Annotated in this window: 23 protein-coding genes and 1 pseudogene; 16 read left to right on the forward strand and 8 right to left on the reverse strand. The window is 53.3% G+C overall.

What is annotated here, in order from left to right; genetic code table 11:
- Positions 1–97: 97 nt before the first annotated feature.
- Positions 98–673, forward strand: coding sequence for a transposase (locus tag GSUB_RS08105; RefSeq protein ID WP_040200158.1), 576 nt, complete (start codon positions 98–100; stop codon positions 671–673).
- A 388-nt stretch (positions 674–1061) separates the two neighbouring features.
- Here GSUB_RS08105 and GSUB_RS08110 read toward each other — a convergent pair whose 3' ends face one another.
- The 6 genes from GSUB_RS08110 to GSUB_RS08135 all read right to left on the reverse strand — a co-directional run bounded on the left by GSUB_RS08110 (position 1062) and on the right by GSUB_RS08135 (position 5156).
- Complete coding sequence (locus tag GSUB_RS08110) at positions 1062–1427, reverse strand: type II toxin-antitoxin system VapC family toxin (protein WP_144401989.1); 366 nt, start codon at positions 1425–1427, stop codon at positions 1062–1064.
- 89 nt (positions 1428–1516) lie between these two features.
- Positions 1517–1804: a type II toxin-antitoxin system Phd/YefM family antitoxin gene (locus GSUB_RS08115; protein WP_040200161.1), complete on the reverse strand. Its 288-nt coding sequence runs from the start codon at positions 1802–1804 to the stop codon at positions 1517–1519.
- A gap of 707 nt (positions 1805–2511) precedes the next feature.
- Positions 2512–2787 (reverse strand): hypothetical protein, encoded by a 276-nt coding sequence (locus tag GSUB_RS08120; RefSeq protein WP_040200162.1) that lies wholly within the window; start codon positions 2785–2787, stop codon positions 2512–2514.
- 115 nt (positions 2788–2902) lie between these two features.
- Positions 2903–3256 carry a nucleotidyltransferase domain-containing protein gene (locus tag GSUB_RS08125; RefSeq protein WP_040200163.1) on the reverse strand — a complete coding sequence of 118 codons (354 nt, stop codon included), beginning with the start codon at positions 3254–3256 and terminating at the stop codon, positions 2903–2905.
- A complete protein-coding gene (locus tag GSUB_RS08130; RefSeq protein WP_040200165.1) occupies positions 3237–3632 on the reverse strand; it encodes a HEPN domain-containing protein in 396 nt (131 codons plus the stop codon). Before GSUB_RS08130 ends, GSUB_RS08125 begins: the two co-directional genes overlap by 20 nt.
- Before the next feature lie 255 nt (positions 3633–3887).
- The gene (locus GSUB_RS08135; protein WP_040200166.1) at positions 3888–5156 is read right to left on the reverse strand and encodes an ATP-binding protein; all 1269 of its coding nucleotides are present in this window, start codon (positions 5154–5156) and stop codon (positions 3888–3890) included.
- 401 nt (positions 5157–5557) lie between these two features.
- Between GSUB_RS08135 and GSUB_RS08140 the strand changes: the two genes are divergently transcribed.
- From GSUB_RS08140 to GSUB_RS08165, 7 genes and pseudogenes are all read left to right on the forward strand, one after another.
- Positions 5558–5890: a helix-turn-helix transcriptional regulator gene (locus tag GSUB_RS08140; protein ID WP_040200168.1), complete on the forward strand. Its 333-nt coding sequence runs from the start codon at positions 5558–5560 to the stop codon at positions 5888–5890.
- A complete protein-coding gene (locus GSUB_RS08145) occupies positions 5880–7196 on the forward strand; it encodes a type II toxin-antitoxin system HipA family toxin (protein ID WP_144402074.1) in 1317 nt (438 codons plus the stop codon). The genes GSUB_RS08140 and GSUB_RS08145 overlap by 11 nt, the downstream gene beginning before the upstream one ends.
- Positions 7197–7437: 241 nt before the next feature.
- Positions 7438–7557, forward strand: a pseudogene (locus GSUB_RS20065) (type II toxin-antitoxin system RelE/ParE family toxin); the annotation flags it as partial.
- 108 nt (positions 7558–7665) lie between these two features.
- A complete protein-coding gene (locus tag GSUB_RS08150) occupies positions 7666–7953 on the forward strand; it encodes a type II toxin-antitoxin system Phd/YefM family antitoxin (RefSeq protein ID WP_040200171.1) in 288 nt (95 codons plus the stop codon).
- Positions 7950–8282 carry a type II toxin-antitoxin system RelE/ParE family toxin gene (locus GSUB_RS08155; protein WP_040200172.1) on the forward strand — a complete coding sequence of 111 codons (333 nt, stop codon included), beginning with the start codon at positions 7950–7952 and terminating at the stop codon, positions 8280–8282. Before GSUB_RS08150 ends, GSUB_RS08155 begins: the two co-directional genes overlap by 4 nt.
- Positions 8283–8529: 247 nt before the next feature.
- Positions 8530–9795 (forward strand): phenylacetate--CoA ligase family protein, encoded by a 1266-nt coding sequence (locus tag GSUB_RS08160; RefSeq protein ID WP_144401990.1) that lies wholly within the window; start codon positions 8530–8532, stop codon positions 9793–9795.
- A 181-nt stretch (positions 9796–9976) separates the two neighbouring features.
- Complete coding sequence (locus tag GSUB_RS08165; protein WP_040200175.1) at positions 9977–11209, forward strand: TIGR03790 family protein; 1233 nt, start codon at positions 9977–9979, stop codon at positions 11207–11209.
- 70 nt (positions 11210–11279) lie between these two features.
- On the opposite strand, the gene GSUB_RS08170 is transcribed toward GSUB_RS08165, so the two are convergent.
- Both GSUB_RS08170 and GSUB_RS08175 read right to left on the reverse strand, forming a co-directional pair.
- Positions 11280–11681: a type II toxin-antitoxin system VapC family toxin gene (locus tag GSUB_RS08170; RefSeq protein ID WP_040200176.1), complete on the reverse strand. Its 402-nt coding sequence runs from the start codon at positions 11679–11681 to the stop codon at positions 11280–11282.
- Positions 11678–11914, reverse strand: coding sequence for a DUF6364 family protein (locus tag GSUB_RS08175; RefSeq protein WP_040200177.1), 237 nt, complete (start codon positions 11912–11914; stop codon positions 11678–11680). The genes GSUB_RS08170 and GSUB_RS08175 overlap by 4 nt, the downstream gene beginning before the upstream one ends.
- A 199-nt stretch (positions 11915–12113) precedes the next feature.
- Here GSUB_RS08175 and xrtA point away from each other — a divergent pair, with 199 nt between their 5' ends.
- The 8 genes from xrtA to prsR all read left to right on the forward strand — a co-directional run bounded on the left by xrtA (position 12114) and on the right by prsR (position 20830).
- The gene (gene xrtA, locus GSUB_RS08180) at positions 12114–12956 is read left to right on the forward strand and encodes an exosortase A (RefSeq protein WP_040200178.1); all 843 of its coding nucleotides are present in this window, start codon (positions 12114–12116) and stop codon (positions 12954–12956) included.
- Positions 12953–13576, forward strand: a complete 624-nt coding sequence (locus GSUB_RS08185) for an exosortase C-terminal domain/associated protein EpsI (RefSeq protein WP_040200179.1) — start codon at positions 12953–12955, stop codon at positions 13574–13576. Before xrtA ends, GSUB_RS08185 begins: the two co-directional genes overlap by 4 nt.
- Before the next feature lie 293 nt (positions 13577–13869).
- Entirely contained in the window at positions 13870–15891 is a 2022-nt protein-coding gene (prsK, locus tag GSUB_RS08190; RefSeq protein WP_040200180.1) for an XrtA/PEP-CTERM system histidine kinase PrsK, read from the forward strand.
- A gap of 106 nt (positions 15892–15997) precedes the next feature.
- Positions 15998–17056: a dTDP-glucose 4,6-dehydratase gene (gene rfbB, locus GSUB_RS08195; protein ID WP_084211880.1), complete on the forward strand. Its 1059-nt coding sequence runs from the start codon at positions 15998–16000 to the stop codon at positions 17054–17056.
- 3 nt (positions 17057–17059) lie between these two features.
- Positions 17060–17959, forward strand: coding sequence for a dTDP-4-dehydrorhamnose reductase (gene rfbD / locus GSUB_RS08200; RefSeq protein ID WP_040200182.1), 900 nt, complete (start codon positions 17060–17062; stop codon positions 17957–17959).
- Positions 17949–18842 carry a glucose-1-phosphate thymidylyltransferase RfbA gene (rfbA, locus tag GSUB_RS08205; RefSeq protein WP_040200183.1) on the forward strand — a complete coding sequence of 298 codons (894 nt, stop codon included), beginning with the start codon at positions 17949–17951 and terminating at the stop codon, positions 18840–18842. The genes rfbD and rfbA overlap by 11 nt, the downstream gene beginning before the upstream one ends.
- A 4-nt stretch (positions 18843–18846) precedes the next feature.
- The gene (gene rfbC, locus GSUB_RS08210) at positions 18847–19416 is read left to right on the forward strand and encodes a dTDP-4-dehydrorhamnose 3,5-epimerase (RefSeq protein ID WP_040200185.1); all 570 of its coding nucleotides are present in this window, start codon (positions 18847–18849) and stop codon (positions 19414–19416) included.
- A gap of 25 nt (positions 19417–19441) precedes the next feature.
- Entirely contained in the window at positions 19442–20830 is a 1389-nt protein-coding gene (gene prsR / locus GSUB_RS08215) for a PEP-CTERM-box response regulator transcription factor (RefSeq protein WP_040200187.1), read from the forward strand.
- Positions 20831–20929 lie beyond the last annotated feature (99 nt).

The following is a 20929-nucleotide window of genomic DNA, read 5'->3' on the forward strand; positions in this document are numbered from 1 at the left end:
CCATTTTGGGAAACGGGATGGATGACGGTAACAGGGCGACCCAGCGGGTCGCCCCTACGAAAATACATTTGATTGATTTTTTTTGTGGAGGGGGGAAATGGTGTTCCATCCGGATTTGCATCGGCGTCGGTCGATGCGATTGCGGGATTATGATTATGTCGGTGCCGGGGCGTATTTCGTGACGGTGTGTGCCTGGCGGCGGGAATGTTTGTTTGGGGATGGGGTTGATGGTGGAGTTTTGTTGAATGATGTTGGGGTGGTGGTCCGGGATGAATGGTTGCGAACGGCGGTGATTCGCCCCAATATCAAATTGGATGAATTTGTTGTCATGCCGAACCATTTTCACGCCATTTTTTGGATCACCGACCCCGTAGGGGCGACCCGCTGGGTCGCCCATGACCGTGATGCCTGGTCACAAACCAGGGCGACCCAACGGGTCGCCCCTACGGCGGGGCCTCGATCGGGGTCTGTTGGTGCGATTATCGGGCAATTCAAATCCGCCGCCACCAAACGCATCAATACATTGCGGCACGATATCGACAATCCAGTCTGGCAACGCAATTATCATGAACATGTGATCCGCGGTGATCGGGATTTGCAGGCGGTTCGGCAATATATTGTTGATAATCCAGCGAAATGGGAACTGGATGTTAATCATCCGGATCGGGTTTGATGATGCCCCCCCGGGGGACCGTTGGCAATGCATCCGCGATGTAGGGGCGACCCGATGGGTCGCCCTGGTTGAACACGGTACCCCGGCGAATGGAAACAAATCCCGGTTACGGGGACGGATGATGCCACGCCTGGAACGGGATGCATGACGGTGGCAGGGCGACCCAGCGGGTCGCCCCTACGGGGACCGTCGGCAATGCATCCGCGATGTAGGGGCGACCCGGTGGGTCGCCCTGGTTGAATATGGTACCCCGGCTCCCCAAAAGGGGACGTTCTTGATAAATTGATTAAAAATCTCAGCCGCAGCCTTTGTTTGGCTCCCCAAAAGGGGACGTTCTTGATAAATTGATTAAAAATCTCAGCCGCAGCCTTTGTTTGGGTTGTAGAGCCTACTTTTTTCCGGTTATGGATGCGAACTCCGTTGCAGAGGGGATCACGGTGAAACCTTCAGCGTCCGCTGCATCGCGCAGCCGCTGATCGAGGCAGACAAAAACCGCTCCCTGTGGTTTATTTTCGCACCAGACCAGGCCAGCGGCCAACTGCAGAGAATCGGCAGCAGATAGGGGGTGTCTCCGGAGTAGGAGTCGCGCTGTATCGCGAACCTCATTAGCTGGCGCCATTTCGTTCCAGTTCTCTGCTGCCGCATCGAGCTGTTCGCGGACTTTTCTCTCTTCGTCGTGACTGATTTTCCCAGTACGACGCGCTTTTGCAACAGCCGAGGTGCACTCAACCGATGTGCCCCACCAAACGATCATGGACCTGTCTTCTGCGAATATCCGGCGTGCTGTGGTCGAAAATCCCTCCTCCACCAACAACGGGATGATCGCACAACTATCCCAAAATCTCACCTCTCATCCCTCTCTTCAATCAGCGCTGTACGTACAGCCCCTTCCGGGTCGGCAGGCCCCTTTTGTTCCCAAAAGTCAGCTTGGAAGCCTTTGCCCACCCGTGCCAAACCGGCGGCTTCCAGTTTCGCCATATTCGTACCTTCGTCGGCCTCGTCTCGTCGCAACGGGACGATCTTTGCGAATGGATGTCCACGATCCGTCAACAGGATTTCCTCTCCCGATTTGACCTTCCTGAAATATCCACTCGGAGATTTTTTCAATTCGCTCACCGATGCACTTTCCATTGTGTTCACCTCCTTGTGCTAGTGACCATTGTGGTCTTATCGAAAAGACCTGTCAATAGCCCTTCATTGAATTTATGTTTGCTTTATGCTAACATTGCTTACAAAACATCGGGGGGTCAGGCCTGACAAATGGGTAAAAGTCGGCATCGAGAGGTTCGGACATCGCATTCATGTCTTTTGTCCGATGAGCGACCACCATTATCTTTGTGGTTCAGGAGCGTATTCCGGAGAAAATGGGCCAGTGCTCCTGATTTAAACTGGGCCACTGATTCCGGAGCAAAGTGGGCCACCTGTCAGCGCGAAGCGACGCTGGAGTCTTTTTGTAGACCGACTGCTCCCTTGGTCAATTCGGCAACAGCCTCGATCGTTACCAAAGTGTTGTTGAGGATGGTCTGAAAGAGGTGTATCGCATAGGAGTTCTGAGAGGCGCCAGGTTTATCGAAGAGGCTTTGTCCCAGGCCGAAGAGCCGGCCCGAAGGCGGGAGTTGCGGGTTAGCGGAGATTCACGCCGGAAGGAGCGGGGAGAGATGCATCAGAGCAAGCTTTGATTCCCCAGTTGTCAAGCCTGACCCCTCGTTCCTGACGTTGTCAAGCCTGACCCCTCGTTCCTGACCCCTCGTTCCCGATTGCGCGATTTGCTTTTTCTGAAAGCTGATTGGATTCGGACAGATACCAGATTAACGCATGGGTGTCGAGATAAAGCGCCATTATGCTTTCTCATCGCGGGGAAAATGTTCCCAGCTTTCTTGGCGCAATTTTTTGATTTCGCTTGCGGTGATGTGAATGGAAAAGCCCCTCCATAAACCTTTGAGTTCCTCTGATTTGTGGCTGGAGGATCGTTTTTTCAGGAACTCAATGAAGTCAACAACTTCTGTTTTTTCTCCGGGGGCAGGGACCGGAAGGACTCGAGGACTTTTTTTTCTTCGATTGATTCCTGTGCCATAATCAAAGCTCCGTCGCTGATTTTTCTTGAAATTTACCATTTGTACAGAGGCGCGTCAAAAGCAAAACTGGAGCGCCTGATCAACGTCAAGAACGGATCCTGCCCGGGTGGAGCAGGCGCTCAGAGGTCAGGGCGATCACTATGCCTATTGCGCGTCACAAAATCCTCAAATGATTTTCCTGAAAACTTCTCCAGAATCCCGAATCGCTGTGCCGTAATTTTTGGAACTCCTCCGGCGTGTAGACAAGGATGTCAATAGGAATGCCGAGATCCAGAAGATCGAAAAACTGACGTGGCCGTTCAATGAACGATTGCTGGCTTTCTGTCACGATCAGCAGATCAAGGTCGGACCACATAGTCAGCTTGTTTTGGGCATACGACCCGAAGATATAAGCCTCTTTGACACCATGGCGAATAAGCTTTTCGCGGAGAAAATCTTCAATTTCCTGCTTGGAGCAATCGAGGATGCTTTTGGCGGGGCGACTCTGATCAAGAATTTTCGTTGTCATTCTGCAGTCGCTTTCCAATGGCACTGAAAATTTCCTGAGCAGAGTTTAGGGCTCTCTGAGCTTGCTCCTCGGTCAGGATTTCAAAAGGAGCTCCAGAGGGGAAAGCATCGGGGTATCGCGCGGAGATATAATAGAGATCGAGTTCACGGCAATTTTTTTCAAGGTCTCCATTTTCGTCGAGACTTTTGACGATCTGGAAAAGGGAATGCGTCCGAACAGTATCGAAGCCTTTATGGAAGCAATAGGCTTTGAGTGCTTTTTCGCTGGCCTGTTGGGCGATAAAACACGTTTGAGCATAGAACTTTCCGTTTAAGCTATGCTCAGCCCATAAAAGATCGTTTTCGGCTTGGCGAAGCCAATCAATGTGCCTGTTCATCTTCTTGAAATCCCTTGGTTTCAGTTAGATTCTAAATCTACTTGAACTCCCGGCCGTTGTCAAAGAGACTGGACAAAAACGATAACCCGGTGAATTTGGGACAACCTTGGTACGGAAACGGATGATGCCACCATCTGGAAGCGGGGTGCATGACGGAGACAGGGCGCACATCGGTGCGCCCCTACGGGGACCGTCGGCAATGCATTGATAACGTACCCCGGTGTTTGGCAACAGGCTGTCGTAGGTCGACGGGATTCATCCTCCACACAGCCATTTCCACACAGGGCGCACATGAATAGTGCCTGTCGCAGCGGAAATGGTTTCTTCGTGATCGGAGGTGAGCAGAAAACTCTGCTTCAGCTTGAGACTGGTCATGGCCTCTTCGAGGGCGCGAATTTCTCTGTGGCGGGTTTCGGGTTTTTCCAGAGTGACGCTGACGTTGTAGAGGTTGCCAAGGGCGAAAAAATCCACCTCGTACTGTTGTTTGACATAGTAGATGTCGCGGGTTTGCCGACGCAGGTGCAGAAAAACCAGGTTTTCTAAAAGTTTTCCCAGATCCTGGTTGGTAAAGGCGTCGTAGAGGCGTTTGTAGCCGTTGTCGATGATATAGACCTTTTTGGGGTTGCGCTGTTCCTCTTGAATGGAATCTCGGAAAATCGGAATGCTGAAGGCCGCATAGGCGTCGTTGAGGTAGGAGAAATAGTCGGCCAGGGTGTCCCTGGAAAGTTTGAAGCCCTGCGAGCGAAAGTCGTTGTAGAGCTTGTTGAAGCTGACAAGGGTTGCAGGATTGGCAAATAGATATTTGATCAGATGTTTCAGCAGGGCACGATTGGTGACACCGAAGCGATCGATGATGTCGCGGTAGACGATCAGGTCGAGGTAATCGCGCAGGATTCGTCTTTCGAGGTCATCGCTCTGCTCGAAACACTCCGCGAAGCCGCCATGGCGTAAATAGTGTTCGAAATGGTGCTTGATCCAACTGCATGAATCAGAGGAATGCAGGTTGATTCGGATGTCGTGGTAGCGCAGGTATTCGGTAAAGGAGAACGGAAAAATTTCGTACGCGATGGTTCGTCCGCGCAAGCTTGTCGCGAGTTCACTGCTGAGCAGTTTAGCCGATGAGCCGGTGATGAAAATCTGGCTTTTTTCTGTGTCGTGCATGCGCCGGATAAATTTTTCCCAGCTTTGGATGTTTTGTATTTCATCAAAAAACCAATAGGTCTTCTCCTGCCGTTGATCTGGGTAAAGTTCGTAATAGGCTTCGAGAATAAAGACCAGATCGTCAATGCCCAGGCTGTCAAGTCGGTCATCCTCAAAGTTGAGGTAAACAATCCGGCGGGAGTCAATGGTGTTTCTGAGCTGTGTGATGGCATGCTGAAGCACAGAGGTTTTCCCGGCACGGCGTACGCCGATGAGGGAGATGATTTTATGACTGTCCAGGGGGAATTCGAGATCGCGAGGCACACGTTCTGGAAGGGTGCGTTCCTGAAAGTCGACAATGAGGCGTTTGAGGGTTTTTTTCAATTCGTCCTCCTTGAGGGCGGCATATATGTTTCATTATTGCCTTTTTGAAAAGGCAAAAACAAGAGAAATCGAAATGAAGCGAGGATTTTAAATACGGGACGCAGATCAGATCGGAGAACGGCGGGATCCAAGCAGATAGAGAGAACATCGGATTCCCCTGTTGTCAAGCCTGACCCCTCGTTCGTGACCTGTCTTTTTGTCAGCCCCGGATAAATTTACAGAAACGATGATGCACTAACCAATAAAAATCACAAATAATGACTCATATATAAGTCATAGATACATAATATGCTTTTTTTATGAGTCACTCTTCTTGACAGGCCCATCCTCTTTCAGCATAGTCTTACAAAACAGGTGCATAACTGAACGACTACCACCAGAAACCCGGGTTGAGAAAAACGATGACTCAGGTACGTGCTTTTTCGAAATACACCATGGAAGCTGTCAAGCTGCTCGGAAAACAGATCCAGCTTAGTCGCAAGCAACGTCGCTGGTCGGAAGCTGAGCTTGCTGAGCGAGCCGGGATTGCGAGGGCAACCCTGCAGCGGATTGAAAAAGGAGACATGGCCTGCAAGATCGGGCTGGTCTTTGAAGTCGCGACACTTGTCGGAATCAAACTTTTTGATGCGGACAGCGAAACACTAAGAGGGCGAATCCATGAAACCGACGAGCGGATCGCTCTGCTTCCCAAGCATATTCACCCCAGAAGAAAACCGGTCGATGATGAGTTCTAAACCAGAAAAGCACATAGAAGCTTACGTCTGGATCTGGTTGCCGGGCGAGGTCGACCCGGTCGTCGCCGGAAAACTGACGGCAGAAGGGGATACGCTGGTTTTCAACTACGGCAAAAGTTATCTCGAACGAGGCAACGCCATCTCCATCTATGACCGTGAACTTCCTTTACGATCAGGGGTGCTTCCCCTGCCAAAAGGCCTGACCATCCCCGGCTGCATCCGTGATAGCGCCCCGGATGCCTGGGGGCGACGCGTTTTACTGAACAGACTGCTTGGACGCAAAGGGGGCAATGCCGATGTCTCTCAACTCGATGAACTGACCTACCTTCTCGAATCCGGCTCCGACCGTATCGGCGCACTCGATTTCCAGCTCTCACCAGTCGAATATGTGCCACGCTCCCCGGTCAACGCCCCTCTTGAGGAGTTGCTTCGATCTGCTGAACGTGTTGAGAAAGGCGTCCCCCTGAATCCAGACATTGACGAAGCTTTGCACCATGGCAGCTCGATCGGAGGGGCCCGCCCCAAGGCGCTTATCGAACATCAGTACAAAAAATACATTGCAAAATTTTCTTCGACCACAGACCTGTACAGTGTCGTCAAAGCTGAATTTATCGCCATGCGTCTCGCAAAACTGAGCGGGCTCAATGTTGCTGAGGTGGTTCTGACCTCAGCTCTGGGCAAGGACATCTTACTGATTGAGCGCTTTGACCGTATCTGGTGTGATAAGGGCTGGCAACGCCGGGTCATGCTTTCAGCGCTGACATTACTTAGTCTGGACGAAATGATGGCCCGCTACGCCAGTTACCAGGATCTTGCAGAGATTATCCGGCATAAATTCAGCGAACCTCAGCCCACACTGAAGGAGCTATTTTCCCGCATCGTCTTCAACATCCTCGTCGGAAACACCGACGACCATGCCCGGAATCATGCGGCATTCTGGGATGGTGAAATTCTCTCCATCACTCCCGCTTATGATGTCTGTCCGCAAGGACGCAGCGGAAACGAGGCGACTCAGGCCATGTTGATCAGGGGCGACAATCGAATGAGCCGCATCTCCTCATGTTTCGAAGCCGCGCATCAGTTTTTTTTGTCCCCAAGTGAAGCAAGAGCCATTGTCAGCCATCAACTCACAATGATTGGTGATTGCTGGGATGAGGTCTGCAGTCAGGCAGAACTGAGCGAGACCGATCGCAGATTGTTATGGGGAAGGCAGTTTCTCAACCCCTTCGCGTTCAGTGATCTGACTGGCGACAATGCTGCTCTCAGGTCGCTTGCGGACGAAATTTTCAAGAAAAACACACTCTGAGGCATAATCTTTAAAAAAAAGAACATCGAGGGTCAGGCCTGACAAATGAAAGAACATCGAGGGTCAGGCCTGACAAATGGGTAAAAGTCCTTAAAATCACACATACTCAGAAAACCTTGAATTCATTTCTTGTGGTTCAGGTGCGTATTCCGGAGAAACTGACTAAGGGTAGCCCACCGAGGCGTCAATACGCTGATACTTGAATACGTGCATTTGGCGGAGCAACCTGAAGATTTGAGAGAACCGGCTTCATGCACTTTCTGGCGACAGGAAAGGGCAATATGCCATCTCAATTCATGCTCAATGGCGCATCTGCTTTCGTTTCGAAGACGGTAACGCGTACGACGTTGAAATCTGCGAAATCACAATTTCCTTTTTGCCTTCCCTTGAAGCAATTCCAATTTTACCTTGCAGGACCGTCGAACCTAATTTAGACTGAATTCAGTATTTATCTTTGGGAGGTCTGACCATGAAACTCAGCGAATCGGTGAAACCTATTACTTATTTTAAGGCCCATGCATCTGAGGTCCTTGAGAAGCTTAACCAGGACGGAAACTCCATGGTCATCACCCAGAACGGTGAGGCAAAAGCAGTGGTCATGGGAATTCGGGAATACGAGCGCCTGAAGGATGGTGTTTCGCTGATGCAGTTGGTGGCACAAGGCGAACGCAGTATCCGGGAAGGCCAGGGAAGAAGCCTGGGAGAGGGGTTCGAGGAGCTTTGGGAGAAGATTGATCGTGAGGAAGATGAGGGATGAAAAAGTATAGGGTTGTGTTGGCTCCCGACTTTTTGACTGATCTTTTCGAAGTTTATCAATATGTGGTCTTCAAAGATGGCAAGGAGAGGGCCAGGTCTTTAGTTAAAATTTTGGAAAAGGCTGCACGGCGCCTGGAGAAGTTTCCGGATCGGGGACATGTCTTGCCAGAATTGGCTCCCATGGGAATCAAAGATGTGCAGGAAATCACGAACGGCCCTTATCGAATTATTTATAGGGTACTCGATGACGCCGTCCACGTGGTGGCCTGTATTGATGGCCGGCGGGATGTGGAGCAGGTTTTAATTCAGCGGTCTTTGCGAGAATCCTAGATTGCGTATTCCGGTGAAAGTGGGCCGCTGAGAGAGGAGATCGAAAATGAAACTCAGTGATGAGGAGCTGCTGAAGCGCGATGCGCATCGCAATATCGGCGAAGAACTTCTGGGGCTGCCAAATCATTGATTGCCATTGCCATTAAACGCCCTGATGTCTTGAAGGAAATCCTGGCTGGTCAGAAAAATCATCTATCCGCTGCATGAAAAGGTCTTTGGGCGCAAAACCTTTGCCTACCTCGACGAATTGGAAGAGCAGCAGTGGTGGAGCCGCGCCCAGTTGGAGGAGCTGCGCTTTCTCAAGCTGCGAAAGTTGCTGCTGCATGCACAGGCCAATACCCCATTCTATGCTGAGCGCTTCAAGGGGGCCGGTTTCGATCCGAAGCGTATGCAGGATGTGGATGATCTTAAAAAAATACCGGTTCTTTCCAAGGCTGAAATCAAGCGTAATCTTGACAAAATGACTTGGTCGGCTTGCCCTGGCGGACTTCATCGGTACAATACAGGGGGGTCTTCCGGAGAGCCGTTGATTTTTTATTTTGACCGACGACGGCAGGCGATGGACAAGGCTGCGCGTATGATGACCCATCGTTGGTGGGGATGCGATGTGGGCGATCCGGAGCTTTACCTGTGGGGATCGCCGCTGGAAGTCAAGAAGCAGGACCGCTTGAAAGATCTTCGAGACAAGTTGACCAATGAAATGTTGATCAGCGCTTTTGAGATTTCGCCTCAGAAAGTTCCGGAAATTTATTCCTCCTTTGAGAAATTCCGTCCTAAAAGCGTCTTCGGCTATCCAAGCACGATCGCTTTGTTTGCTGACATGGCTGCGCAACAGGGGCTTGATCTCAAGCGCCTGGGGGTGCAGGTGGTGTTTTCCACGGCCGAGGTTCTTTACGATCATCAGCGGGATGCGATTTCCGGCGGGTTCGGGAAAATTCCAGTGGTGGACAGCTACGGCAGCCGCGAAGGCGGATTCGTCAGCCATCAGTGCCGCGAAGGGCGTCATCACCTGATGGATCCCAATTATGTGATCGAGTTTGTGCAGGACGGCCGCACGGTGGGCGAAGGCGAGGACGGTGAAATTGTTCTGACGCATCTCGACAACTGGGGCATGCCTTTTATCCGCTATCAGACTGGCGATGTGGCCCAGCGCGGCCCTGCGGGGTGTCAATGCGGCCGGGGGCTGGCCACCATGGAAAAGATCCAGGGACGTACTACCGATTTTATCGTTACGCCGGATGGCCGCTGGCAGCATGCGCTCTCCATCATCTACGTGGTGCGTGATATCGAAGGAGTGGAGCAGTTCAAGATCCTGCAGGAGGCGGTGGATGATGTCCGGGTTCTACTGGTGACCAACGATATGTATCCAAGTGACGGCGACAAGCGCATCGACGCTGGTTTCAAAAAGCGTATGGGGGATGTGGTGCAGGTCCAGGTGGAGCATGTCGAGGACATCCCGCCTGAGGCGTCGGGGAAATTCCGGTATGTTGTTTCAAAGGTTGCCCGCCCGTAGGGAACCTCGGTAAATACACCGATTGTAGGGGCGACCCGCTGGGTCGCCCTGTTGAAATACGGCACCCCGGTGAATGGAAAAAACCGGTGCAGGGACAGGCGGTGCCAGACCTTGGAACGGGATGAATGACGGTGACAGGGCGACCCAGCGGGTCGCCCCTACGGTATCGAAGGAAGGTTCGATGAAAAACGCACTGTTTTTACTCCTCTTTTTGCTTCTCCTTCCCTGCTTCGCCCATGCCCTTCAACCCGCTGAAGTGGCCGTGGTGTGCAATAGTTTCGTCGAAGAGAGCATGTCTCTGGCTGAATACTACATGAAAGCGCGCGGCATCCCGTCAAAAAACCTGATCAAGATTCGACCGCCCCACAAAGAATCGGTTTCGCGCAGAGATTATGAACGTGACATCGCCGCCCCGATTCGCAAGGTGCTTGAGAACGAATTTTCGCCGGGAACTATCCGTGCCTTGGTCGTGATGTATGGCGTCCCCTTGCGGGTTGGAGCGCCACAGAGAACCGACGAGGAGGAAGAGCGACTCCAGCAATTGACAACCCGCAGAGATGAATTGCGCGCAAGCCTCAAAGGGGAAGATGTTTCTGAGGAAAAGCGCAGCGCGGCAGAGAAGCAGCTCAAGATCATCTCCAATGCATTGAAAGATCTGAGCAAAAAAGGGTACAGCGCGGCAGTCGATTCGGAACTGACGCTGGTTTTGGCGAACGATTATCCCCTGGCGGATTGGGTCGACAATCCCTTTTTTCTTGGAAATAAAGACAAGCTTTCATCCATGCCCGTCGGCCGTGATGATGTTCTGATGGTCAGTCGCCTGGATGGCCCAAGTCCTGCAATCGTCAGACGTATGATTGATGATTCACTGGCGGCGGAAGAGAAGGGGTTGCAAGGCAGGGCTTACTTTGATGCCCGCTGGAAGCGCCCTGCCGGCACGGATGTAAGCGGGTCGGGCTTTTATGACCTGTCGATTCACCTGGCCGCGGAGCGGGTGCGTAAAAGCGGTCGCATGCCGGTGGTCGTCAACGATGATGACACGCTTTTTCAACCGGGTGAGGCCCCTGAAGCGGCTTTGTACTGCGGCTGGTACAGCTTGGCCCGTTATGTCGATGCCTTTGAGTGGCGCCCTGGATCAATCGGAATCCACATTGCCAGCCAGGAGTGCCAGACACTGCGCAGCGGCAGCAGCAGGGTCTGGTGCAAGCGCATGCTAGAGGAGGGCGCTGCGGCGGTTGTCGGCCCGGTGGGTGAACCCTATCTGCAGGCGTATCCTGTGCCGGAGGCATTCTTCAGCATGCTGGTTGACGGATATTACACGCTGGTAGAGAGCTATATGTTAAGCCTGCCGTGGCTGTCCTGGAAAATGGTTCTGGTCGGCGATCCGTTGTATCGCCCGTTTGCAGCGAAATGACGTGGTTGGGGGCGAGGTGATCGCCGGAACGGGATGAATGACGGGGGCAGGGCGACCCACCGGGTCGCCCCTACATGGCAAAAAATTCCCCGGGTGTCAGGGCAGGGATGGTCGAGCCTGGGAAATCCTTGCTGTTGCGGGTGATGATAAAATCACAGGCTTTCTTTTCTGCTGATGCGCAAATGACAGCATCCTCAAAGTCGGAGAATTGTAAATTCCTGGCGCGGAGAAAAATTGCTTTGTCGGCCGGTATGACAGAAAAGTTCTGCAGCAGCCAGTCGATCAATTCATCTGCTTGGTGTTTGCCTGCGTATTTTTCAACGAGGTAGTGAAGGGTGGCCAGTGCATGTGCAGCGATGCAGCCGCAGTTTTTTTTTAACGCGAAATCAAGGATTTTGGCGGAAGCGTCATAGTGTGGCTGCCTTTTCTGGACAACATCGAGAAAAATATTGAGATCAAGCAGGAGCTTCATTGATGCTTATCCTCCATGGCCTCATGATATTCTTTGCGGGTATCGATTTCTGCGGGGATAATTCCGCTGAAGCGCAGAATATCCGGATGTATACCCCCTTCGGCTCCTCTGCGTAATTGTTTGAGGTAGCGATCGATGAGTTCAGTTAGCGTGATTCCGTGTTTTGATGCGTAATTTTTAGCAAATTCAACGTCTTCTTCCGGTAAACGTATGGTGAGTTTGCGTGTTGTCATCGGTGAACTCCTTTTATTGCAATGATACGGCTATTTTACGGTAAATGTACGGCTTGGTCAATTCTGTTGGATTCATGCTGTAGGGGCGACCCGCTGGGTCGCCCTGGTGAAACACGGTACCCCGGTAAAGGGAAACAAACCCCCGAACCCAACCACCTCAAAAAATGTTATCTAGAAGTGGAGGGCAGGAGTCTCATACATGAAATCAATCCGCATTAATTATCCCGCCGTACTGGCCGGGATCCTTTTTATTGCCGCTTTCTGGTTTGTCTTCGGCAGGGCGATTTCAGGCATGGTGTATGACTGGGAAGTGGATCCGAATTATTCCCATGGTTTTCTGATCCCGTTCATCTCCGGTTATCTTGTATGGCAGAAACGCGAGGCGCTTGCCCGCATCGAGGTTGATCGCTCCTGGTTCGGCCTGCTGGTGATTGCGGCCGGCCTGGGTTTGTTTTTGGTAGGTTCTGTGGCCGGTGAATCGTTCACCATGCGCTTTTCCATGCTGGTGGTGCTGGGCGGGACGCTGCTGTTTGCTTTTGGCTGGGGGATATTTCGTGAACTTGCTTTCCCTTATGCCTTTTTAATTTTCATGATTCCGCTGCCCTATATTCTCTATGATGCCATTGCCTTTCCCTTGAAGCTGATGATCACCGAATATTCCGTTGCGGTGCTGAAACTGTTCGGAGTGCCCGTGATGCGCGAGGGCAACATCATTCATCTGACCAGTACGACCCTTGAGGTGGCTGATGCCTGCAGCGGCATCCGTTCCATGATCTCGCTTCTGGCGCTCTCTACGGCGATGGCCTATTTTTTCCTGGCGCGCAGGTGGAAGCAGATTGTCCTGGTTGCCCTGGCGATTCCCATCGCCATGCTGGCCAATGCCATTCGCGTGATCGGGACCGGTCTTTTGGCGAGCCGCTACGGGGCTGGAGTTGCTCAAGGCTTTTTTCATGAATTTGCGGGCCTGGTGATTTTTGCCGTGGCGATGGTGATGCTGATGATCTCATCGGCAATTCTGAGCAAGATCGGAGGGGAAAAATGATTGCGCGATTGGTGATAGTCGCTCTGGCGCTCGGTATTTTTGGCTGGTACGTCCAGGGTCACTCATTCCATGAGAGGATGCCCCTGCAGGCGCCCTTGTATGAATTTCCCCGGCAAATGAATGGATGGCAGGGCAAAGATCATTTCTTCAGCGAAGGCATCCTTGACCAGCTGCAGGTGTCGGACTACATCATGCGGCTTTACCGTCATGATGACCGAGGCGTCTCTCTTTATCTCGGCTATTATGAGACTCAGGGCGAGGGGGCTCAGATTCATTCTCCAAGACACTGTCTACCGGGCGGGGGATGGTATGGCGAGTCTGATGAGGTGCGGCAGATCACTGTCGGAGACCGCGAGATCGACGTGGTGCAGGCGGTCTACCGCAAGGATGATTCCCAGGAGGTTTTTGTTTACTGGTATCAGATGAAAAATGCCACAATTACAAATGATTATATGTTGAAAGTTCAGATGGTTTTGAACTCTCTGAAGTATGGACGAAACGATGCGGCTTTCGTCCGTTTGTCTGCGCCTGTGACCAGTTCTGTGGAAGAGGCGGTGACGCGTATTGAGGATTTCATGGAAGACTTTGTGCCGCATCTTGATCGGTTTCTGCCGGAGTAACGGTGTGCCACTAAGACGCGAAGACGCTAAGAAAAGCTGAAAAGACTCAAAATCCATCAACACCAAGACACCAAGGAACCACCAAGGCACCAAAGGAAGGCTAGTGACAAGGTAACCAATGAAAAGAATCAAGGTCTTTTTGACAGGATTAACAGGATTGGCTGGATGACTGCATATTTTCAGTAAAGAAATAATCCTGTAAATCCTGTTAATCCTGTCGTTTTTTAAGCCTTTCTTGGTGTCTTGGTGTATCCTTCGTGACTTCGTGTTGAAATGGTTTTAAGATTTTGCTTATGACCCATCTTTCCTTCATCATCATTTCTGTCTCCCTGGCGGCGCTGTATGGCGCTTTTTTACTGTTTCGCAAGGGGGCGGCACTCTGGGTGGTCGGTCTGCTGCTGGCGTTTGTTGCCGCCGGCTGTCTTGAGGCGTTTGACTACCTGTCTCTCCTGCGCCCTGAGAAACTCTATCTCTATAAAAAATGGGCCCTGATTGCGGAATCCTTTCTGCCGTTGGGGTGGCTTTTCTATTCTCAGCGCTTTTCCCGTACCAACGGGATGTCGCGCATCCAGTGGCTTTTTCTTTTGATTGCCGTCATGCTGCCGGTTGCGGCGGTGACAATCCCATTGGAGCAGTTTTTCTACAGCCCCGATTTCGGCGAGGAAAAGCTGCTGTTTCTCGGCAATCCCGGGTATTTTTTCTACATCACCCTGATGGCTGTTCTGATCGTCTCTCTGGTGAATCTGGAGATTACCTTGATGAGCGCCCAGCGCGCCGACCGTTGGAAGATCAAGTATGAGGTCATCGGCGCTGGGGTCATTATCGGTTTTTTTATCGTTTATTACAGCCAGAGCCTGCTGTACCGCTCGATCGACATGGGCCTTGCACCGACGCGCGCCGCGATGCCGGCGGTGGGCATTGTGCTGATGGCCTTTTCCCGCCTGCGTCGCGGTGATGCCGGCGGGGTGAGGCTGTCGCCGGATATGGCGTATCGCTCGGTGGTGATTTTTGTCGTCGGGCTCTATTTCATCGGCATTGCACTGGTGGGCGAGGGGCTGAAGTATTTTGGCGAATCCGCTCAGCGCTCGGTGCTGACGGTGGTGGCCTTTGCCGGGTTTGCCCTCCTGATGGCCATCTTTCTGTCCGATCGGGTCAAACGGCGCATCAAGGTGACCCTGCACAAGCACTTTTACCGCTCCAAATACGATTACCGCCAGCAGTGGCTGGAGTTCACCAGCCGTATCGGCGCGGCACGCGACGGGGATGACCTGTCTCATAAAATCCTTTCTTTTTTCTGCGAGGTTTTCGGATTTCAGGGGGCCGGACTTTACCTCGAGGATCGGGAGCGGGGGCGCTACGTTCAAACGGCGCGCTATGAACGGTGTTCGCTGGCTGCGGAAATCGATTCGAAACATCCTTTGATGGAAAAGATGCGCGCACGGGAGTGGATTGTCGATCTGGAGGAGGATGACCCCGCCGGCATTCTGTCTGAGGCGAGTACTTCGCGCTGTTTCTACCTGGTGCCGTTGCGGACGGAGACGCAGCTGGAGGGGATGATCTCACTTGAAGGTGCGCTCAACCCATCGGAGAAGCTCACCTACGAAGACTACGATCTGATGAAGGCCCTGGGGCGGCAGGCACTGGCTGCGCTCATGAACGTGCGGCTGTCGCAGGAGCTGTCCGCCGCGCGCGAGATGGAGCTGATGGGGCGCGTGTCGGCCTTTGTCCTGCACGATCTCAAGAATCTCGTTTCCAACCTGGGGTTGGTGGTCGACAACGCGCGGGATTACATTGATGACCCCGAGTTCCAGCAGGACATGATGGAAACGCTTCAGGGCACGGTCGATAAGATGAAGGGGCTTATTCAGCGTCTGCGCAACCTGCAGGAGAAGCGCGACTTGCAGCGTGACTCAGTCGAACTTCGAGAACTTGTGGATGAAGCCCTGGGACAGGTATCTCATCCGGCTGTAGAGATTTCGGGTGCCGAGGTCGAGACGGAAGTGGATGCGGAAGAGATCCGCAAGGTGGTGCTCAACCTGGTTCTCAACGCCCTGGATGCCACCGGCAACAAGGGTCCGGTCCAGGTCGAGGTGGGACGAACCGCTTCTCCCTTCATCCGGGTCTCCGATGAAGGGGAGGGGATGTCGGAGGCGTTCATGCGCAGCCGCCTGTTCCGCCCTTTCGAGACGACCAAGAAGAAAGGCTTTGGTATCGGTCTCTATCAATGCCGCCAGATCGTTGAGGCGCATGGTGGGCGGATTGAGGTCGAGAGCGAGGAAGGCAGGGGGAGCACTTTTACCGTCTGGTTGCCCTGATCGGGCCAAGTCATTTACAGTTGCAGGCAATTGTGGAAGAATGCCCTGCAATTCGAACAACTGAAATAGAATAAACCTGTTACCAATCTTTATTGAGGAAAGAGCTTTGAAAAATCTACTCGTAACCGGCGGCTGCGGCTTTATCGGCGCCAACTTTATCCGTCTTGCCCTGCAGCAGAACTCGAACATTCGTATCATCAATCTCGATTGCCTGACCTATGCGGGCAACCCCAAAAATCTTGAAGGGATTGCGGAAGGGGAAAGTTACCGCTTTGTCAGGGGCGATATCTGCGACGCGGGTCTCGTGAATGATCTTTTTCAGGAAGAGCGGATCGACACGGTGGTTCATTTTGCCGCGGAAAGCCACGTGGATCGCAGCATCGAAGGGCCGGCGCAATTTATTCAGACCAACATCGTCGGCACCTTCAACCTGCTGGAAGCGGCCAGAAAGGCATGGGCGCAGGGTGCGTCTGATCACCGTTTTCTCCATGTCAGCACCGATGAGGTTTATGGATCCCTGGGCGAAACGGGTTACTTCACTGAAGTGACCCCCTATGATCCGCGCTCCCCGTATTCGGCCAGCAAGGCCTCTTCCGATCATCTGGCCAGCGCCTATTTTCATACCTACGGCCTGCCGGTGCTGATCACCAACTGTTCCAACAACTACGGCCCTTACCAGTTTCCGGAAAAGCTCATCCCCCTGATGATCAATAATGCTCTGAACGGCAAGAATCTTCCGGTTTACGGCGACGGCAGGAATGTGCGCGACTGGCTCTATGTCGAGGATCACTGCGAGGCCATTCTACGGGTTCTTGAGAAGGGGGTTTTGGGCGAGACGTACAACATCGGCGGCAACAACGAGCGGCAGAATATCCAGATCGTGGAAGCGGTCTGTGACCTGGTGGACGAGTTGGCCGACCCCCTTGCAGACGGTCGCAGCCGGCGCGAGTTGATCTCCTTTGTTAAAGACCGGCCCGGCCACGACCGCCGCTACGCCATTGACGCCTCGAAAATCCGTGACGAGCTGGGATGGGAGCCCAAAGTCGTTTTTGAGGAAGGCATCCGTCGCACCATCGGCTGGTATCTGGATAATCCGGCATGGGTTGAGAGTGTTCTTAACGGTAGCTATCGCGAATATTACGAGAAGATGTACGGGGGACGGTAAGCGATGATTCATGACGCATCCTCACCGCTTAAAACCGCCCTGATCGGAGCAAACGGCATGCTGGCGCAGATGGTGCGCCTGGAAGCCCCGAGGCAGTGGGATATTGTGCCGTTGGACCTTCCCGATTTCGATCTGACGGACAGGGAGCAGGTGCTGGAAACTCTGACTGAGCTGCAACCCGATGTGATCATCAACTGCGCAGCCTACACCAACGTGGACGGGTGCGAGAGCGAGCAGGATATTGCCTTCGCAGTCAACGGCGAAGGGCCTAAACATCTGGCTGAAGCTGCCTTGGCCTGTGATGCCACCCTGGTGCATATCTCGACCGATTACGTATTTTCAGGCGATAAGGACGAACCTTATACTGAAGAGGACGCTCCCTCCCCCAAATCGGTCTATGGCCAGTCGAAGCTCGCCGGCGAAAAAGCAATTGTGGAGAGCGGCCTGGATCGATTTTTCATTGTGCGCACCAGTTGGCTGTATGGCCCCGGAGGCAAGAACTTTGTCGAGACTGTTCTGCGCCTGACGGCAGAGCGCGAGGAATTGCGCATCGTGGCTGATCAGACCGGCAGCCCGACCATGACCCGGGATCTGGCCCAGGCTTTGTTCAATCTGCTGGCGACAGAGCGCTATGGAATCTATCATTTTTCAGACGAAGGTGCCTGCAGCTGGTATGATTTTGCGTGCGCCATTGTCGAATTGGCCAAAGTCAGTGGAATGCCCGTCAATGCGCGCAAAATCCATCCCATTCGCACAGAGGAGTTCCCCCTGCCTGCGCCGCGGCCCCGCTATTCGGTTTTTTCGAAAGAGAAATACCGGACGGTGACGCGGCAGGAGATCCCGCGCTGGCAGGACAGTTTGAAGGATTATTTTAAAATTCGGAGTCAAGTTGATGAATCATAACGGTATTAAAAAAGGAATTATTCTCGCCGGCGGGGCCGGGACTCGTCTGTATCCGCTGACGCTGGTGGCCAGCAAACAGCTTCAGCCGGTTTACGACAAGCCCATGATTTATTACCCGCTTGCCACCCTCATGGCGGCAGGCATCCGTGATATCCTGATTATCTCAACCCCGCAGGATGTACCGCGTTTTGAGGATCTGCTGGGAGACGGCAGCCGCTGGGGGATAAGACTCAGCTATGCAGTGCAGCCTGAACCGAAAGGGATCGCCCAGGCGTTTCTGATCGGTGAGGATTTTATCGCCGGCGATTCGGTCTGCCTGATCCTTGGGGACAACCTGTTTTACGGAAAGATGGGGCTTGATCGCATCGTTGCGGACTTTAAGGGAGGCGCACGCGTATTCGGCTATCCGGTGACGGACCCGGAACGCTATGGGGTTGTCGAATTCGACCGTGAGGGTAAGGTTTTAAGTATCGAGGAAAAGCCGCAGAAGCCCAAATCACATTATGCGGTTCCCGGTCTTTATCTTTATGACGGCAAGGTGGTTGAGCTGGCCCGCAATCTTAAGCCCTCCGCCCGCGGCGAACTGGAAATCACGGATTTAAACCTTGAGTACCTTCATCGTGATGAGTTGATGGTGGAAAAGCTCGGGCGCGGGATCGCCTGGCTCGATACCGGTACTCACATGAGCCTGCTCGAGGCCAGTCACTTCATCGGGACCCTTGAAGCACGCCAGGGACTCAAAATTGCCTGCCTGGAGGAGATTGCCTTCTCCAGGGGATTTATCGACGAGCGGCAGATGCGCTCTGTCATCGACCAGACTCCCAAGTCGAGCTATCGTGAATACCTGGAAGCGGTTCTGCGGTGGCATGAAGGCGAGGTGTGAAACGGTGCAGGTCATAAAAACGGAAATCCCCGACGTCCTGATTGTCGAACCGAAGGTGTTCGGCGATGATCGGGGCTTTTTCTTCGAAAGTTACAATGAGCGGGCATGGCAGCAGGCCACGGGATTGCAGCGCCATTTTGTGCAGGATAACCATTCCCGCTCACAGAAGGGTGTCCTGCGGGGGCTGCATTACCAGCTCCAGCAGCCGCAGGGCAAACTCGTGCGCGCCGTACTGGGCGAAGTATTCGATGTGGCTGTTGATCTCAGGCAGGGAAGCGAGACCTTCGGTCGCTGGGTCGGTGTGAGACTCAGCGCTGAGAACAAGCGTCAGCTCTGGATCCCGGAAGGGTTTGCCCATGGGTTTCTGGTGCTGTCGGATGTGGCGGAGTTTCTTTATAAAACCACCGATTATTATGCGCCGGAGCATGAGCGTACCCTGGCCTGGGATGATGAGTCGGTAGGTATTGAGTGGCCTCTGGATGGAGAGCCGCTTCTTTCGCAGAAAGATCAGCACGGGGTGTCTTTGAAGCAAGCGCCTGTCTATGATGGGGAGCAAGGGCCTCTTATTGGCTGAATTGAGTTTGGAGAGAGGGGGGCAGGTGGAAAAACTTCTGATTGTCGATGACAGCGAAGAAATCCGCAAGCAGCTCAAATGGGGGCTGGGGCGTGATTACCAGGTTTTGCTTGCCGGTGACGGTGAGGAAGCCTTATCGCTTTTTCGCAAGCATCGTCCCAGAGTGATGACTCTCGACCTGGGGCTGCCCCCTGATCCCGATGGGGCGAGCGAAGGGTTGCGCTGCCTGGAGGCGATTCTCAACGAAGATAACACCGCCAAGGTGATCATGGTCACCGGCAACGAAGAGCGCGAAAATGCGCTCGAAGCGATCCAGAGGGGCGCGTACGATTTTTATTCCAAGCCCATTGACCTGGGCGAAGTCAAGGTAATCCTGAAACGTGCATTTCACCTGGCTGAACTGGAAGATGAAAATCGCCGTCTGCACAAAAAAGCGCTGGGGGAAGTGGCCCCCATGGGTGGACTGTTCGGTCAGTGCCCCCAGATGCAGGAGGTTTTCGGCACCATCCGCAAGGTGGCATCCACCGATGTGCCGGTTTTTGTTCTTGGCGAAAGCGGCACCGGCAAAGAACTGGTGGCGCGTGCCATTCATGCCCACAGTTTGCGCAAGGACGCCACTTTTGTGCCGATCAACTGCGGCGCCATTCCTGACAACCTTCTCGAAGCTGAGTTGTTCGGATATGAAAAAGGCGCTTTCACCGGCGCGCAGACCCGCACCCAGGGCAAGGTGGAATTTGCCCACAAGGGGACGTTGTTCCTCGATGAGATCGGAGAGCTTCCAACCACTCTGCAAGTCAAGCTGTTGCGGTTCCTGCAGGAAAAAACCATTCAGCGTGTCGGGGGCCGGGAGAACATCGAGGTCGACGCTCGCATTGTTGCTGCGACCAACATTGACATCAGCGATGCGATTGCACAGGGAGCGTTCCGGGAGGATCTGTTCTACCGCATCGGGGTGATTACCCTGAATCTGCCGCCATTGCGCGACCGCGGAGAGGACATTATGCTGTTGGCGCAGATGTTCCTGCTGCGTTTTGCCGATGAGTTCGGGCGCCGGGTCAAAAGTTACAGTGCCGATGCAAAAAAGGTGCTGCGCAGGTACAACTGGCCGGGAAATGTGCGCGAGATGGAAAACAAAATCAAACGCGCGGTGATCATGGCCGAAGGGGCGGTGATTGAAGCCGGCGATCTGGGTTTCGAAACCAACGGTAGCCCCCAGACGATGACCCCCGAATTAAGCCTCGACGGCATGACCCTCAAAGATGCCCGGGAAAAGGTCGAGCGGGACATGGTCCTGATGGCCCTCAACCGCGAAGGAGGCAACATCGCCAAAGCCTCAGAAATGCTCGGCGTAAGCCGCCCGACCTTCTACGATCTGCTGCGCAGGCATAACCTGCAGGGTGCAGCGGGGCGGTGAATGGTGGCGGCCCCGGAGCGGGGTGAATGACGGTGGCAGGGCGCCCCGGCGGGTCGCCCCTACGGGGACCGTCGGCAATGCATTGGATGTAGGGGCGAC

Source organism: Geoalkalibacter subterraneus, from assembly GCF_000827125.1.
Taxonomy (GTDB): domain Bacteria; phylum Desulfobacterota; class Desulfuromonadia; order Desulfuromonadales; family Geoalkalibacteraceae; genus Geoalkalibacter_A; species Geoalkalibacter_A subterraneus.